Annotated in this window: 16 protein-coding genes; 11 read left to right on the forward strand and 5 right to left on the reverse strand. The window is 64.8% G+C overall.

The features are described from left to right. Positions 1–17: 17 nt before the first annotated feature. Positions 18–1139 (reverse strand): phosphoserine transaminase, encoded by a 1122-nt coding sequence (serC, locus tag ACFULT_RS06460; protein ID WP_378480962.1) that lies wholly within the window; start codon positions 1137–1139, stop codon positions 18–20. Between the two features lie 52 nt (positions 1140–1191). On the opposite strand from serC, the gene ACFULT_RS06465 reads away from it, so the two are divergent. Continuing rightward, entirely contained in the window at positions 1192–1380 is a 189-nt protein-coding gene (locus ACFULT_RS06465; RefSeq protein WP_378480963.1) for a hypothetical protein, read from the forward strand. Between the two features lie 118 nt (positions 1381–1498). On the opposite strand, the gene ACFULT_RS06470 is transcribed toward ACFULT_RS06465, so the two are convergent. Both ACFULT_RS06470 and ACFULT_RS06475 read right to left on the reverse strand, forming a co-directional pair. Beyond that, positions 1499–2449, reverse strand: coding sequence for a hypothetical protein (locus ACFULT_RS06470; protein WP_378480964.1), 951 nt, complete (start codon positions 2447–2449; stop codon positions 1499–1501). A 215-nt stretch (positions 2450–2664) separates the two neighbouring features. Next, positions 2665–3783 (reverse strand): citrate synthase 2, encoded by a 1119-nt coding sequence (locus tag ACFULT_RS06475; protein ID WP_378480965.1) that lies wholly within the window; start codon positions 3781–3783, stop codon positions 2665–2667. A gap of 139 nt (positions 3784–3922) precedes the next feature. On the opposite strand from ACFULT_RS06475, the gene pdxH reads away from it, so the two are divergent. From pdxH to ACFULT_RS06500, 5 genes are all read left to right on the forward strand, one after another. Beyond that, positions 3923–4540: a pyridoxamine 5'-phosphate oxidase gene (gene pdxH, locus ACFULT_RS06480; protein ID WP_037103645.1), complete on the forward strand. Its 618-nt coding sequence runs from the start codon at positions 3923–3925 to the stop codon at positions 4538–4540. Further along, complete coding sequence (locus ACFULT_RS06485) at positions 4537–5826, forward strand: MFS transporter (protein ID WP_094719461.1); 1290 nt, start codon at positions 4537–4539, stop codon at positions 5824–5826. The genes pdxH and ACFULT_RS06485 overlap by 4 nt, the downstream gene beginning before the upstream one ends. A gap of 19 nt (positions 5827–5845) precedes the next feature. Continuing rightward, the gene (locus tag ACFULT_RS06490) at positions 5846–6772 is read left to right on the forward strand and encodes an aldose 1-epimerase family protein (protein WP_094719460.1); all 927 of its coding nucleotides are present in this window, start codon (positions 5846–5848) and stop codon (positions 6770–6772) included. After that, a complete protein-coding gene (locus ACFULT_RS06495) occupies positions 6769–7707 on the forward strand; it encodes a carbohydrate kinase (RefSeq protein WP_378480966.1) in 939 nt (312 codons plus the stop codon). Before ACFULT_RS06490 ends, ACFULT_RS06495 begins: the two co-directional genes overlap by 4 nt. A gap of 71 nt (positions 7708–7778) precedes the next feature. After that, a complete protein-coding gene (locus ACFULT_RS06500; protein ID WP_378480967.1) occupies positions 7779–9077 on the forward strand; it encodes a citrate synthase in 1299 nt (432 codons plus the stop codon). A 77-nt stretch (positions 9078–9154) separates the two neighbouring features. Here the strand turns inward: ACFULT_RS06500 and ACFULT_RS06505 are convergent, their stop codons facing one another. Then, positions 9155–9949 carry a carbon-nitrogen hydrolase family protein gene (locus tag ACFULT_RS06505; protein ID WP_378480968.1) on the reverse strand — a complete coding sequence of 265 codons (795 nt, stop codon included), beginning with the start codon at positions 9947–9949 and terminating at the stop codon, positions 9155–9157. A gap of 67 nt (positions 9950–10016) precedes the next feature. Here ACFULT_RS06505 and ACFULT_RS06510 point away from each other — a divergent pair, with 67 nt between their 5' ends. Next, positions 10017–10658, forward strand: a complete 642-nt coding sequence (locus tag ACFULT_RS06510) for a GntR family transcriptional regulator (protein WP_037103658.1) — start codon at positions 10017–10019, stop codon at positions 10656–10658. On the opposite strand, the gene ACFULT_RS06515 is transcribed toward ACFULT_RS06510, so the two are convergent. Continuing rightward, positions 10630–11964 (reverse strand): MFS transporter, encoded by a 1335-nt coding sequence (locus ACFULT_RS06515; RefSeq protein ID WP_037103662.1) that lies wholly within the window; start codon positions 11962–11964, stop codon positions 10630–10632. The two genes, ACFULT_RS06510 and ACFULT_RS06515, sit on opposite strands and share 29 nt — an antisense overlap. A gap of 129 nt (positions 11965–12093) precedes the next feature. On the opposite strand from ACFULT_RS06515, the gene ACFULT_RS06520 reads away from it, so the two are divergent. The 4 genes from ACFULT_RS06520 to ACFULT_RS06535 all read left to right on the forward strand — a co-directional run bounded on the left by ACFULT_RS06520 (position 12094) and on the right by ACFULT_RS06535 (position 15298). Beyond that, positions 12094–12768 carry a DUF2848 domain-containing protein gene (locus tag ACFULT_RS06520; protein ID WP_378480969.1) on the forward strand — a complete coding sequence of 225 codons (675 nt, stop codon included), beginning with the start codon at positions 12094–12096 and terminating at the stop codon, positions 12766–12768. A gap of 24 nt (positions 12769–12792) precedes the next feature. After that, the gene (locus ACFULT_RS06525; RefSeq protein WP_026347664.1) at positions 12793–13152 is read left to right on the forward strand and encodes an FKBP-type peptidyl-prolyl cis-trans isomerase; all 360 of its coding nucleotides are present in this window, start codon (positions 12793–12795) and stop codon (positions 13150–13152) included. A gap of 62 nt (positions 13153–13214) precedes the next feature. Next, positions 13215–13898, forward strand: a complete 684-nt coding sequence (locus tag ACFULT_RS06530) for a response regulator transcription factor (protein ID WP_037103671.1) — start codon at positions 13215–13217, stop codon at positions 13896–13898. Between the two features lie 11 nt (positions 13899–13909). Beyond that, positions 13910–15298: an ATP-binding protein gene (locus ACFULT_RS06535; protein WP_378480970.1), complete on the forward strand. Its 1389-nt coding sequence runs from the start codon at positions 13910–13912 to the stop codon at positions 15296–15298. The last annotated feature ends 1 nt before the right edge of the window (position 15299 follow it).

Genomic DNA, 15299 nt, shown 5'->3' on the forward strand with positions numbered 1-15299 from the left:
TGCCGACCCGGTGCAGGTCAGCTGAGGGCGGACACGACCCAGTCGATGCTCTTCGTCAGTGCGGTGACGTCGTCCGGCTCGATTGCCGGGAACATGCCGACGCGCAGCTGGTTGCGTCCGAGCTTGCGGTACGGCTCGGTGTCCACGACACCGTTCGCGCGCAGAACCTTCGCGACCTGGGCGGCGTCGACCTTCTCGTCGAAGTCGATGGTGCCGACGACCTGGCTGCGGTGCGCGGGATCCGCCACGAATGGAGTGGCGAACTCGCTCTTCTCGGCCCAGTCGTAGAGACGCGAGCTCGAATCCGCAGTGCGCTTGGTCGCCCAGTCGAGGCCACCCTTGTCGTTCAACCATTCGATCTGGTTGGCGAACAGCAGGAGCGTGGCGACCGCCGGGGTGTTGTAGGTCTGGTCCTTGCTGCTGTTGTCGATCGCGATCGGCAGCGACAGGAAGTCCGGAACCCAGCGGCCCGACGCCTGGATCTCGTTGACGCGCTCGAGCGCTGCGGGGCTGAACAGGCCGACCCACAGGCCACCGTCGGCGGCGAAGTTCTTCTGCGGCGCGAAATAGTAGACGTCGGAGTCCGCGACGTTCACGGGGAGCCCGCCTGCGCCACTCGTCGCGTCGATGGCGATGAGCGCGTTCTCGGAACCGGCCGGGCGGCTGACCGGAATGGCCACACCCGTCGACGTCTCGTTGTGCGCCCACCCGATCAGGTCGACGGACGGATCCGACGTCGGTTCCGGAGCACTGCCGGGCTCTGCCTTCACGACGATCGGGTCACCGATGAACGGGTTGTTCTTCGCGACCGAGGCGAACTTGGAGCTGAACTCACCGTTGGTCAGGTGCAGCGACTTCTCGCGGATCAGGCCGAAGGCCGCGGCGTCCCAGAATGCGGTGGTTCCACCGTTACCGAGCACCACCTCGTACCCCTCGGGGAGGTCGAAGAGGTGCTTCAGGCCACTGCGTACGCGTGCGACGACGTCCTTGACCGGCTTCTGGCGGTGGCTCGTACCGAACACGGACGCACCGACATCCACCAGAGACTGCAGCTGCTCGGGGCGAACCTTGGACGGTCCGCAGCCGAAACGTCCGTCGGCGGGCAGAAGATCAGCGGGAATGATCGGCAATTCGGCCATTGAGCAGCGCATCCTAAGCATCGAGGGAACAGGCACATACAGGCTAGTCCAAGTGGGTCGCTCGCAGGTCGCCGGTCTCCACGCGCACGTTGTCCTGGACGCGAGGGTTGCAACCTGCGCATGGGGCTGGAACCTGCGCGTTCACGGTCCGGTGGAGACCGAATGTGCCGTTCGGTCCGGTGGGGTCCGGCTGCGCGGGTTGCAGTGGGCGCGTGTGCTGCAGTACGCGCAGGCGCTGTAAGGTGCGCGTTCACGGTCCGGTGGAGACCGAATGTGCCGTTCGGTCTGTTGGAGTCCGGCTGCGCGGGTTGCAGTGGGCGCGTGTGCTGCAGTACGCGCAGGCGCTGGAAGGTGCGCGTTCAGGGGTAGGTAATTGTGCGGGGTGCGGGTAGGCCGGCCGCCGTCTCGAATGCGCGTCGCAGCTTCGCCAAGAATTGTTCGGGATGAGCGAGTTCGGCCCATGTGCATCGCACGAACACCCAGCCGAACGATCGAAGTTCGTCTTCGCGCCGTTTCTCCTCGATGACCGCCTCCGCCGGCGTCTGACCTGGCCTGAGGTACTTCGAGTACTTGACATCGCCGTCGAATTCGAGGATGACGCCGATGAGGAAGAGGAAGTCGACCCGACCCAGGAACTTTCCGGTTTCGCTGTACAGCTTCACCTGCAGGTCCGGAAGTTCGATGTTCGACGCGCGGAGCAGAACACGGGTCCTCGATTCACCGACGCTTTCACTTCGCGCATCACACGCAGCGAGCGTCCGCCGTGCGCTGACGACGCCCCGGCCGGCAGACCTGGCGAGGGCAGCAGCGATGCCGGTGACGGTGACCGAACCACTGTGCAGTGCCGCATCCCCGACGCACACTCCTGCTTCGAAGGGCAAGGTGCGCAGCAGATCCGCGACGGTGCGGTCCGCGGACGTGACCGGGATGCCGTCGACCACCGTCACATCGTCTTCGGTGAGGGGAGCGGCGTGGACATGACTTTTGCTGGTTTTGCGTCCGCCCGATGTCCGGTTGGTGGTGACGTGAACCTTGGTCAGGTCCGGCGCCCACATCGCAAAACCGTGAACCGCCGCTGCCGATTGATGGCTCACGACCAGCTCGCTTCTGGCGGCGGACAAGTGCGCGCGGACAGCCAACACATGCTGCTCCTCGGGACGCATCGTGACGAGTGCAGCCGTCGGTGCGAAGGCTCCTCGTCTGAGTGACGTGATGGTCCCGGCGGACTTCGCGGACCGGATGTCGTTGTCCGTGGAGCCGGTTCGGATGAGAGCGCTTCGCAGCAGCAACGGGTCGCGTCGGTTGTCCATGCGACCATGCTGACCTGCGAAAGTAGTCAGCGCTAGATGTGGATGACGAACCTGTGGATAACCGAATTTCGTGTATAACCCGGTGTGAGCGAATGTGCCGTTCGGTCACCTGGGCGCGCCTGCGCGGGTTGCAGTGACTGCGCCTGTTGCAGCACGCGCTCCCACTGAAACCCGCGCGTCGAGCGATCGAGTGAGCGACCGACGCTGCGCCGATGTCAGACGATCTGTCCCCAGCCGTCGACGGATTCGGGTGTGCGTGGTGCGGGGCCGGTGTAGATGGCGGCGGGGCGGACGAGTTTGCCGAGGCGTTTCTGTTCGAGGATGTGGGCGCACCATCCGGCGGTGCGGCCGCAGGTGAACATGGCGGGCATCATCTGCGCGGGTACTTCGGCGAAGTCGAGGATGACCGCGGCCCAGAATTCGACGTTGGTTTCGATGGGACGGTCGGGGCGGCGTTCGCGGAGTTCGGCCAGGGCTGCTTGTTCCAATGCGGCTGCGACTTCGTAGCGCGGGGCGTTCAGTCGCTTGGCGGTTGCGCGCAGGACGCGGGCGCGGGGGTCTTCGGCGCGGTAGACGCGGTGTCCGAAGCCCATGAGCTTTTCCTTGCGGTCGAGGATGCCTTTGACGAGGGCGCGGGCGTCGTCGTTCTTCTCGACTTCCTCGATCATCGGGAGGACGCGGGCGGGTGCGCCGCCGTGCAGTGGGCCGGACATGGCACCGATGGCTCCGGAGAGTGCGGCGGCGACGTCGGCGCCGGTGGAGGCGATGACGCGGGCGGTGAAGGTGGAGGCGTTGAGGCCGTGTTCGGCGGCGGAGACCCAGTAGGCGTCGATGGCTTCGGTGTGCGCGGGGTCGGGGTCGCCTTTCCAGCGGGTCATGAAGCGTGCGGTGACGGTTTCGCACTGGTCGATCTTCTTCTGCGGCACCGCTGGCTGGTAGATGCCGCGTGCAGATTGTGCGACGTAGGACAGTGCCATGACCGAGGCGCGGGCGAGTTGGTCGCGGGCGGTGGCGCCGTCGATGTCGAGCAGGGGTTGGTAGCCCCAGATGGGGGCGAGCATGGCCAAGCCGGCTTGGACGTCGACGCGGACGTCGCCGGTGTGGATGGGAAGCGGGAACGGCTCGGCCGGTGGGAGTCCTGGTCCGAAGCGGCCGTCGACGAGCAGTGCCCAGACGTTGCCGAAGGTGACGTGTTTGGCGACGAGGTCTTCGATGTCGACGCCGCGGTAGCGCAGTGCGCCGCCGTCCTTGTCGGGCTCGGCGATGTCGGTGGTGAACGCGACGACGCCTTCGAGACCACTGACGAAATCTTCGGGAACCTGTTGTACAGCCATGACCGTAGGACTCTCCTTGTAGCCTCGCGACTCGCGTTCGAGCTTGCCTGGTCAGAACTGTAGCGCCTCGTACTCGGGAGTAACGTGGCGGTTCGTGCACCGAGACAGGCAACCGCGCGACACTTCACCTCTGGCCGATATGCGGGTCGACTACAAGCAGGACGCCGACGTGGATGCGGAGCGGCTGCTCGGCGGCTGGCTACCGGTGGCGCAGCAGTGGCTCGCCGACGCTGTCGAGGCGAAGGTCGCCGAGCCCAACGCGATGGTTCTCGCGACCGTCGACACCGACGGTCGGCCGTCGACCAGGACGGTGTTGTGCAAGGGTCTGGACGCCGACGGCGTGGTGTTCTACACCAACTACGGATCCGACAAGGCCACCCAACTCGCTCACAACCCGTACGCCTCGGTGACGTTCCCGTGGATCGGTATCGAGCGGCAGCTCACCTTCCGAGGGGCCGTCCGGAAAGTGTCTGCGGAGGACACTGCGGCGTACTTCGCGTCGCGGCCTCGCGGGTCGCAGCTCGGGGCGTGGGCGTCGCAGCAGTCGCGGCCGATCGATTCCCGTGAGGCGCTCGAAGCGGCTCTGGCAGAGGTCGCTCGCAGGTTCGACGGTGTGGACGTGCCGGTTCCGCCCGGTTGGGGTGGGTTTCGGCTGAGTCCGGAGACCGTGGAATTCTGGCAAGGCCGAACCAACCGGTTGCACAACAGAATTCGGTTGACGACGTCGACTCGGCTGGTGGAGCGCCTGCAGCCGTGAATGCTCTTCGCGGTGTCCTGGCCGACACCACTCCGCTGAAGACCCCTGCCTATCGACGCTTGTGGCTCGCCAACATCATCACCGTCATCGGTGCGCAGTTGTCGATCGTCGCTGTGCCGCAACAGGTATTCCAGATCACGCTCAGCTCGGCGTACGTGGGGTTGACGGGCGTGTTCGCGTTGGTTCCGCTGATCGTGTTCGGGCTGTGGGGCGGTGCGCTCGCGGACGTGATGGATCGTCGGACGTTGTTGATGTGCACCACGTTCGGTCTGATCGGTACGTCTGCGCTGTTCTGGCTGCAGGCGTTCCTGAATCTGAACAACGTATGGGTCGTTCTGGTTCTGTTGGCCGTTCAGCAGGCATTCTTCGCCGTCAATCAGCCGACGCGCAGTGCGTTGCTGCCGCGCATCCTTCCTCCCGGTCAACTTCCGGCCGCGAACTCGCTGAATATGACGGTGATGAACTTCGGCGCCATCGCTGGACCGTTGAGCGCCGGAATCCTGATCTACTACATCGGCTTGGAGACGCTGTATCTGATCGACACGGTGTTCCTGTTCGCGACGCTGTGGGCGGTGATCAAGCTCCCCGCGATCCCTCCTTCCACGGCTGGGCAGCGTGCCGGGTTGCGTTCGGTGTTCGACGGTTTCGCCTATCTGGCGACGCAGAAGGTGCTGCTCGCGTCGTTCGTGGTCGACATCATCGCGATGGTGTTCGGTATGCCGCGGGCACTGTTTCCTCAGATCGCGCACGAAAGCTTCGGTGATCCGGCGTCGGGCGGGCCGGTTCTCGGCATGCTGTTCGCGGCGATGTCAGCGGGTGCGGTGGTGGGAGGCGTGTTCTCCGGGTGGCTCCCGCGTGTGAAACGGCAAGGCATGGCTGTGATCGTCGCGATCACGGTGTGGGGTGCGGCGATGATCGGTTTCGGTGTCGCGGTCGGTCTCGCGTCCGACGGTGCGACGACGGTGGCGTTGTGGTTCGCGCTTGCGTTCCTCGCTCTGGGCGGCGGGGCCGACATGATTTCGGCCGCATTCCGATCGACGATGTTGCAGACCGTCGCGACGGACGAAATGCGAGGTCGGCTGCAGGGAGTGTTCATCGTCGTGGTCGCCGGCGGCCCCAGGATCGGTGATGTCCTGCACGGTGCTGCGGCGGCGTCGGTGGGTACCGCGGCCGCGGCGGCGGGCGGCGGAGTGCTCGTCGTGATCGGTGTATCGCTTGCCGCGCTGGCTCTTCCGGCATTCATTCGGTACCGGGTCGGGAGTGTAGCCCGCGGAATGACCGAATAAGCCTGCCAGGTAGTGGACAATGGCAGCCATGGCTGACGCATATTCGATCTCGAGCGGGAAGTACCGGGCGGAGATCGCCGCGGCAGGTGCCGGTCTGAGGCTGCTCGAGTTCGACGGATCGCCGTTGACCGAGACGTGGGAAGCTGGGACGAAACCGCCGCTGTCGGCGGGCCTGGTGCTCGCTCCGTGGCCCAACCGCGTCGCCGACGGTGCATTCACCTTCGGCGGTACGGAACACCAGTTGGAGATCACCGAACCGTCTCGAAACAATGCAAGCCACGGTTTCGTGCGCAGGGTCGACTGGACGCTCGTGGACAGAACGGAGTCACGGGTCGAGCAGTCGGTGGACGTCGGGCAGCACCCGGGGTGGCCGTACAGCGTGGAGGTGTCGGTCGTGCACGAACTGTCGGACAGCGGGCTCACCGTGACCGCGTCGGCGACCAACACCGGTGAGTCCGACGCTCCTTACGGCATGGGTTTCCACACGTTCGTGCGCGTCGGCGACGTTCCGCTCGACGACTGCACGTTGGAGTTCTCCGCCGGGACCCGCCTGCAGCTCGACCCCGTACGCAACCTGCCCAACGGTCCGTCGGTGCCGACCGCGGGGTCGGAGTTCGATTTCTCGGCGCCGAGGCTCATGAAGGACGTCTGGCTCGACACCCCGTTCAGCGCCGAAGTGCCCGACGCCGACGGTAGGGCCTGGCACGTTCTCCGAGGGCCGGACGGCAGCGGCACCGGTCTGTGGACGGACCGGGAGTTCGATTGGGTGCAGGTGTTCACGGCCGATCCGGCGCATGATCAGGCGTATCCGGATCGTGGTCGTGCGGTGGCCGTGGAACCGATGACCTGCCCGCCCGACGCGTTCAATTCCGGCGTCGACGTGATCGTGCTGACGCCGGGAGAAACCTGGACCGGCTCTTGGGGAATGGAGTTTCTGACGCGATGACGATTCTGGTGTGCGGCGAGTCCCTCGTCGATCTGGTTCCGGTGCACGAAGGTCCGTTGCTCTCGCCGAAGCTCGGGGGTGGCCCGTTCAACGTCGCGGTGTCGCTCGGTCGTCTGGGCACGAACGTGTCGTTCCTGTCGAGGGTGTCCACGGACGCGTTCGGGGAGCAGATCCTCGGCAGTCTGCACGATGCAGGCGTCGACACCACGTGGGTGCAGCGTGGCGCCGAGCCGACCACGTTGGCGATGACCACCCTCGCCGACGACGGTAGCGCTCAGTACTCGTTCTACGCGGACGGTACGGCCGATCGTCTCGTCGGTGATCCGGGTGAGTTGCCGGACGAGATCACGACGCTGTCCTTCGGCACGCTGTCGCTTCTGTACGAGCCCGGCGCGTCGATGTACGCGGCTCTGCTGCACCGTGCGCACGCGGCGGGGAAGCTGACGATGCTGGACCCCAACATCCGTCCGGCTGCCATCGACGGCACCAGTGGAGACATCACAGCCGATGGTTTTCGCACCCGATTCAAGTCGTGGTTGCCGTCGGTGGACATCTTGAAGGTCAGCGAGGACGACTCGTATTGGTTGGGGCTCGGCCCGGAGGGAACGACGGTCGACGACTGGCTCGCGGCGGGCGTCGCGGCGGTCGTCATGACGCGGGGAGGCGACGGTATCTCGGTGTTCACCGCGTCGGGCGAATTCTCGGTTCCGGGGGTGCCCGTCGATGTGGTCGATACCATCGGTGCAGGTGACACCGTGCACGGAGCTTTACTCGCTTTTTTGACAAACGAGACCATTATCACAACGCGTGACCTGAAAGACATGGGCGCGGGAGACTGGGAAGCAGCACTGAGGTTCGCCGCACGAGCTGCTGCCATCACGGTTTCTCGTCCGGGTGCCGACCCTCCGTGGGCGTCCGAGCCGCCGAGAGACTAGTTTCTCTATCGACTGCAGTAAGTGTCCGATTTAAGTACGTATCCGTTACATGAGTTCGAGAGGGACCATTCGTGCCCGCTGAGAATGACGCAAAAGCCACCCTCGTTTACCCCGGTGGCGAACACAGCATGTCCATTGCCAAGGCAACCGAAGGCAATGACGGCATCGAGCTGGGTAAGTTGCTGGCCGAGACCGGCTACACGACGCTCGACGGCGGATTCGTCAACACCGCGTCGACGAAGTCTGCGATCACCTACATCGACGGTGCCGCAGGGATCCTGCGCTACCGCGGCTACCCGATCGAACAGCTGGCCGGCAAGTCGAGCTTCATCGAGGTCAGTTACCTGCTGATCTACGGTGAGCTCCCCACTGAGGACCAGCTCGAGAAGTTCACCGACAAGATCCGCAGGCACACACTGCTGCACGAGGACCTCAAGCGATTCTTCGACGGTTTCCCGCGCAACGCTCACCCGATGCCGGTTCTGTCCAGTGCGGTCAACGCGTTGTCCGCGTACTACCAGGATTCGTTGGATCCGAACAACCCCGAGCAGGTCGAGCTCTCGACCATCCGCTTGCTCGCGAAGCTGCCGACCATCGCGGCTTATGCGTACAAGAAGTCCGTCGGTCAGCCGTTCCTGTACCCGGACAACTCGAAGAGCCTGGTCGAGAACTTCCTGACCATGACGTTCGGATTCCCGGCGGAGCCCTACGAGGTGGACCCGGAGATCGTGAAGGCTCTGGACATGCTCCTGATCCTGCACGCGGACCACGAGCAGAACTGTTCGACGTCGACGGTTCGTCTGGTCGGATCCTCGGACGCGAACCTCTTCACGTCCATCTCGGGTGGCATCAATGCTCTGTGGGGACCGCTGCATGGCGGCGCCAACCAGGCCGTCCTCGAGATGCTGGACAAGATCAAGGCGGAGGGCGGCGACGCCACCGACTTCCTGCGTCGGGTGAAGAACAAGGAAGACGGCGTGAAGCTCATGGGCTTCGGGCACCGCGTCTACAAGAACTTCGATCCGCGCGCCACGCTGGTCAAGGAGACCGCGCACAACATCCTCGGCAAGCTGGGCAACGGTGACGAGCTCCTCGACATCGCGCTCAAGCTCGAGGAGACGGCGCTCACCGACGACTACTTCGTCGAGCGCAAGTTGTACCCGAACGTGGACTTCTACACCGGGCTGATCTACCGCGCGATGGGCTTCCCGCCGCACATGTTCACGGTGCTGTTCGCCATGGGTCGTCTCCCGGGCTGGATCGCGCACTGGCGTGAGATGCACGAGGATTCGACCACGAAGATCGGTCGGCCGCGTCAGATCTACACCGGTTACACCGAGCGCGACTACAAGGACGTGTCCTCGCGCTAGTCGTCGTCGAACGAGAAGCCGCCTGCACCCGCTACGGGTCCAGGCGGCTTTCGTTTTTTCGGGTGGCTACAGTCGGTTCAGAACTGTCGGCGGTTCTTCAGGACCGGTAGGTTCTTGCGCACCGAGTCGACCGATGCGGTGTCGATGTCCACGGTCAGCATGCCGGGGGTCGTGTCGAGCTGACCCAGAACTTCGCCGGTGGGGGAGCTGACGATGGAGTGGCCGACACCGAGCGGTGCGGTTCCCTTCGACTGCTCGGGTTGTGCTTGGTCGCAGGCGGCGATGAATGCGGTGGAGTCGAGTGCGCGTGCTCGGGCGAGCAGCGTCCACTGCTCGGCCTTGCCCGGTCCCGATCCCCAGGATGCAGCGACGACGACGACTTCGGCGCCGAGGTCGCCGAGCTTTTGGAACAACGCGGGGAAGCGGATGTCGTAGCACGTCGCGAAGCCGACGCGCACACCGTCGATGTCGAGGACAAGTGGTTCGGAACCTGGTGCGACCGTATCGGATTCGGCGAAGCCGAACGCATCGAACAGGTGGATCTTGTCGTAACCGGCGTCGACGCCGTCGCCGGTCACGAGAAGAGTGTTGGCGACACGATCATTGTCGGCGGGAGTGAACATTCCCGCGACGATCGTGATGCCGACGCTGGACGCGATTGCACGGACGCCGTCGGCCCACGGGCCGTCGAGGGGTTCTGCGACGCCGCGAATCGGTCCGCCGAAGCACCGCATCATCGCTTCCGGGAAGACGACGACGGAGGATCCGGCTTCCTTGGCTGCGCGTGCGTGCGTGTCGATGATCCGCAGATTGTCCGATGGTTCAGTTCCACTGGTGACCTGGGCAAGGCTGATTCGGAGGCTGGTGCTCATCTGCTGATCTCCTGTTTTGTGGACGCTGTGCATGGTTTCGTAGAGCGTCGAGAGGTATACATATCGTATGCAATCGGTGTCGGGTAGGGACAAGGCGTACTCGTTCGTTCGTGACCAAGTGCTCACGTCACCTGCGGCCACCGGAACATTTCTGAACGAGCAGGACCTGGCGACTCGAATCGGAGTGTCTCGCACGCCGGTTCGTGAAGCCCTGTTGATGTTGCAGGCGGAGGGTCTTGTCGAGATGGTACCCAAGCGCGGCGCTCACGTGCCCGCGATGTCCGGCCGCCAGATCGGTGAGTTGATGGAGTTGCGAGGTGTGCTCGAGCGTCACGCCGGCTCGGTCGCCGTCGGAACCGGCACCCCGCCGGTGGCCCTGATGCGCGACGCTCTCGGTGCTCAGGAGGTGCTCGCCGAGGTTCGAACCGATGATGCCGCAAAGGAATTCATCGACCTGGACGGCAGGTTCCATCAAATTCTGATCGATTCCGCCGGCAGCGAGTTGCTGTCGCGGACGTATGCAGGCCTGCGGGCCCGTCAGCTGCGCGTCGGACTGACCGCGTTGTTCGCGGCGTCCGATCGTCAGCGGAACGTGTGCACCGAGCACGAGACCATCGTCGCCGCTCTCGAGAGCGGCGACGAGGACCTCGTGCATCGGGCGATCGACGATCATCTGGAAGTCACACTGCAGATCCTGTTGAGGGCGTAGTCGCGCGAATGACCTCGTACTCTTCCTCTTCGGCACGGTCGGGGTTGCGACCGAGTGCGAGTCCGAGGACGGTCAGAGCGCCGACCACGGCGACGTAGGCGACGATCAGCGTCCAGGTGTCTGTCTTGTCGAGCAGGAAGACGAAGATCAGCGGTGCCATGGCGCCGCCGACGACTCCTGCGAGGGTGTAGGCGAGCGAACTGCCGGTCGATCGTAGGCGGACGGTGAACTGTTCGGTGACGAACGCTGCCTGCGGTCCGTACATGAACGAGTGGAACGCCAGCCCGACGACGACGCCGAGGATCAGCAGCGGCAGCGAGCTTCCGCCGATGATCAGGAAGAACACGGCGCTCCAGGCAACTCCGCCGACGGCGGCGATGCCGTACACCAGGCGGCGGTTGACGCGGTCGGACAGGGCGCCCGCGAGCGGGATCAGGCCGAGCTGGAACGCGGAACCGATGAGGATGGCGATCAGAACTTCGCTGCGTTCGAATCCGAGCTTCTGTGTGCCGTAGGTGATGGAGAAGACGGTGAACAGTGCGTAGATGACGTCGGGAGCGATGCGGGACAGGATCGCGGCGATCAAGGGGCGACGTTGGAACTTGAAGACTTCGCTGATCGGCGCTTCGGAGCGGTCACCGCTTTCCTGGAGTGCCTTGAACACCGGAGTGTCCTCGAGCTTGAGGCGAATCCACAGCCCGAAGCCGACGAGTACCGCGGAGAGCAGGAACGCGACGCGCCAGCCCCATGATTCGAACTGCTCCTCGGTCAGGGCGAGGGTGAGTGCGGCGAGAGCGCCGTTGGCGAGGAGGTTTCCGGCTGGGGGGCCGATCTGTGCGGCCGACGACCAGAAGCCGCGCTGACGGGGATTGCCGTACTCGCTCGACAGGAGTACCGCGCCGCCCCATTCGCCGCCGACGGCCACGCCCTGGGCGAAGCGCATCGTGACCAGGAGGATCGGGGCGACGATTCCGATGGTGTCGTAACCCGGGATCAATCCGATGAGGAATGTGGTGACGCCGATCAGCAGCAGTGTGATGACCAGCAGCTGCTTGCGGCCGATGACGTCGCCGAGGCGTCCGAAGACGAATCCGCCGACGGGGCGTGCCACGTATCCGACCGCGTACGTCGAGAAGGCCAGCAGGGTGCCGGTCAGTGGATCGCTGTCGGGAAAGAAGACGATCGGGAAGATCAGGGCGGCCGCCGCGGAGTAGACGGCAAAGTCGTACCACTCCAATGCGGTGCCCGTCAGGCTGGCCGCAAACGCCTTGACCAGGCCTTTCTTTTCGACTGTCTGCGCAGTCATGGCAACTCCTTCGTCTGTGCCTTGGATCACTGTATCCGTTGTACTGATTCCATACTTGCTGTATACAAGACGTATGCGCAAGCTTTTCGGCGTATTCGAAACAATCAATTAACGAGAGAGGCATTCACGATGCTGACGTTCACGCTTCCGGACGGAACCACCGAGACCGTCGAACCGCTGAATCTGCTCAACGCCGGCTACGCGGGACGCAACCAAGAAGAAGTTGCTCATCACATCGCCGAGTTGGCCGAACTCGGTGTTCCGGCACCGACCGTCACGCCCGCGATGTACCCCATCTCGCCGTACCTCGCTCAGCAGACGAATGCCGTGCATGTGCAGCACGGGCGCACCTCCGGGGAAGCCGAGTGGGCGCTGGTGATTCTCGGCGACACCGACGACGACGTGCTGCTGACCGTCGCGTGTGATCACACCGACCGCGACCTCGAGGTCCACAGCGTCGCGTGGAGCAAGAACGCGTCACCCGACGTGCTCGGTTCCGGTGCGTGGCGTCTGTCCGACGTCGCCGACCGGATCGACGACATCACGTTGAAGGGGTGGGTCGGGGAGACCCCGATCCAGACCGGATCGCTCGCGGATCTTCTCGCGCCCAAGTACTGGCTCGACGTGCTCCGTGAGCGCGGTCTGTTCAAGCGTGGCACGATCCTGATCTCGGGCACGATCTCGATGCATCCCGGCGTCGACCAGTTCGCCGACGCGTGGAAGGTCGAAATGTCCGACGCCGCCACCGGCAACGTGCTGACCTGCGAATACGACGTTATTCGCATGGCTGACCCGATCGGCTGACCAGCGCGACGTAGGGTGGAGTGCGTGACGAAGCCAATTATCGAGTTCCAGGCAGGCCCTCCACCCATCGATCTAGTGCTGGTGGACTTGGTCGAGGGTGACGGTGACGAAGCCTCACCCGGCGATACCGTCGAGGTTCATTACGTCGGCGTCGAGTTCGACTCGGGCGAGGAGTTCGACTCCTCGTGGAACCGCGGAGAGTCCATCAAGTTCCCGCTCCAGAACCTGATTCAGGGCTGGCAGGACGGCATCCCCGGGATGAAGGTGGGCGGACGCCGTCAGCTCACCATTCCGCCCGAGCTTGCCTACGGACCGGCCGGACACGGTCACCGTCTGTCCGGAAAGACTCTCGTGTTCGTGATCGACCTGCTCGGCGTCAACTGACGTAGACCGGTCGTCCACCAAGTGCCCACAGTTCGAAGTCTCGCAAAGTAGACTTTTCGGACATGTGGGCATTGGTCGTCGAAAACGACGATCGCGTGGCCCGTGCTCTGCGTCGGTCCTTGCATGCCGAGGGCTACGACGTCGAGCGGGTCGCAGCGGTCGCCGCAGCCCGTCGAGCGATTGCCAGGCAGGACTTCGTCATCGCACTCGTCGATCTCGGTCTCGACGACGGAGACGGAGTCGACGTGATCCGAGCGCTGCGCGATCACCCGTCCACCGGTGTCATCGCCGTCACCGCGCGTGGGGCCACAAGCGACCGCGTACGTGGTCTCCGCGCCGGGGCGGACGACTATCTGGTCAAGCCCTTCGGGATCGCTGAGCTCATGGCGCGTATCGACGCCGTGATGCGCAGACTCAGGATGTCGTCCGTACCTCTGGAATCGCAAGGTCGTATCGGGCACGGTCAGCTGTGCATCGATCGCGACCGCCACGAGGTACTGCTGGCAGGCTCGGTGCTTCCGTTGACCCGCAAGGAGTTCGACGTGCTCGTGCTTCTCGCACTCAACGTGGACGTCGTTGTCGAGCGCGACCGCATCCTGGATCACGTGTGGCAGTCCGCGCGCGAGGGAAACACCAGAACCCTCGACACTCACATGGCGTCGCTCCGCATGAAACTCGGTGCCGCAGCGTCGATCACGACGGTCCGAGGCGTCGGATACCGGCTCGAATCAGCAACCGAAAGCTGACGGGGACGGTCGTGCGCAGACGGATCGTTCTCAGCATGGTCCCGGTGATTGCGCTTCTCGTTCTCGGCGTCGGTATTCCGTACGCGATTCTGGTGTCCGAGCGCGCGACTCAGCGCGTGTTCGTCGACAGGACCGGCGACGCAGTGCGATTCGCCTCCGAGGTGGACGCGGCGATCGAATCCGGGGAATCGACCGGGCTGGGAGAGGAATTGGCGTCGTACTCGGCGTTGTACGACTCGGCTGTGTGGGTGCTCGCGCTCGACGGGGCGACCGTGCACGACCCCGGCGTTCCGCTTCCCGATGACGAGGAATTCGCAAGCGCCGTCAGGCGTGCGTTCGCGGGCGGCCGAGTCTCCGAGGCGCCGACTGTCTATCCGTGGACCGCCGCACCGTTGAGGGTGGTCGAACCGGTCGGCCGGGACTCCCAGGTGACCGCCGTCGTCGTCATCGAGGCTCCGACGGACAAGTTGCGCGCCGGGAGTCTGTCTCAGTGGGCCGTCGGTATCGGAGTGTTGGTGGTCGCCGTGGCTGGGTTGCTCGTCGGGTTGTGGCCGCTGACGTCCTGGATCCTTCGGCCCGTCCGCGATCTGGAGCGCAGCACTGCGGGTATCGGCGCGGGCGATTTCGCGACTCGTGCGGACGTCGATCGGGGCCCGCAGGAACTGCGCGAACTGTCGGAGTCGTTCAACACGATGGCCGACACCGTCGAGCGGTCGATGGAGCGTCAGCGCGCCTTCGTCACCGACGCAGCCCACCAGCTCCGAAATCCGTTGGCCAGCTTGCGTCTGGCGGTCGAGAATCTACGGCCATGGCTGCGTGATGGCGACGCCCGCGAGGCCCACGAGGATGCCGTCGCGGAGACGGTGGAACTGGGTGCGACGTTCGAGGCAATGCTCGGCGCCGTCTCCGCGGAGCGGGAAAGCGGTGAACTCGGCGGTGACCTGTGTTCGGTCGTCGACGTGTTCGAGGCGGCGCGGCCGCAGTGGCAGGCATGCGCGGAGAGCGCCGGGGTTCGGTTGGTGATCGACGATCCGGGTCGGGAAGGTCGCACCGTCCGGCAACCCTCCGGCGGCCTCGTCGCGGTGCTCGACGAACTGGTGTCCAACGCTGCTCGGCTGTCCGGCGGGACGACGGTGACGGTGCGGATGCGCACCGAATGCGACGGGCGTTGGGCGGTGTTCGAGGTGGTGGACGACGGTCGCGGCTTGTCGGAGTCGGAGCTGACTGCGGCGACGGGCAGATTCTGGCGCGCGCCACGGCATCAGAACGTGGCCGGGACTGGATTGGGTCTGGCCATCGTGGGTGATGTGGTAGCCGATGTGGGAGGAACGTTCGAGCTGCGAGGGGTGCCGGGCGGGGGCACAGTCGCACGCCTTCGATTGGCTTGTGTGACGGAGTGAC

The sequence above is a fragment of the Rhodococcus sp. NPDC057297 genome (assembly GCF_042667435.1).
In the GTDB taxonomy this organism is placed as follows: Bacteria; Actinomycetota; Actinomycetes; order Mycobacteriales; family Mycobacteriaceae; genus Rhodococcoides.

Excerpts from the sequence above, each read along its gene's own strand:
- serC (WP_378480962.1), bottom strand. The coding sequence starts at position 1,139 with ATGGCCGAATTGCCGATCATTCCCGCTGATCTTCTGCCCGCCGACGGA.
- ACFULT_RS06515 (WP_037103662.1), bottom strand. The coding sequence starts at position 11,964 with ATGACTGCGCAGACAGTCGAAAAGAAAGGCCTGGTCAAGGCGTTTGCG.
- ACFULT_RS06510 (WP_037103658.1), top strand. The coding sequence starts at position 10,017 with ATGCAATCGGTGTCGGGTAGGGACAAGGCGTACTCGTTCGTTCGTGAC.
- ACFULT_RS06475 (WP_378480965.1), bottom strand. The coding sequence starts at position 3,783 with ATGGCTGTACAACAGGTTCCCGAAGATTTCGTCAGTGGTCTCGAAGGC.
- ACFULT_RS06520 (WP_378480969.1), top strand. The coding sequence starts at position 12,094 with ATGCTGACGTTCACGCTTCCGGACGGAACCACCGAGACCGTCGAACCG.
- ACFULT_RS06530 (WP_037103671.1), top strand. The coding sequence starts at position 13,215 with ATGTGGGCATTGGTCGTCGAAAACGACGATCGCGTGGCCCGTGCTCTG.
- ACFULT_RS06470 (WP_378480964.1), bottom strand. The coding sequence starts at position 2,449 with ATGGACAACCGACGCGACCCGTTGCTGCTGCGAAGCGCTCTCATCCGA.
- ACFULT_RS06495 (WP_378480966.1), top strand. The coding sequence starts at position 6,769 with ATGACGATTCTGGTGTGCGGCGAGTCCCTCGTCGATCTGGTTCCGGTG.
- ACFULT_RS06505 (WP_378480968.1), bottom strand. The coding sequence starts at position 9,949 with ATGAGCACCAGCCTCCGAATCAGCCTTGCCCAGGTCACCAGTGGAACT.
- ACFULT_RS06490 (WP_094719460.1), top strand. The coding sequence starts at position 5,846 with ATGGCAGCCATGGCTGACGCATATTCGATCTCGAGCGGGAAGTACCGG.
- pdxH (WP_037103645.1), top strand. The coding sequence starts at position 3,923 with ATGCGGGTCGACTACAAGCAGGACGCCGACGTGGATGCGGAGCGGCTG.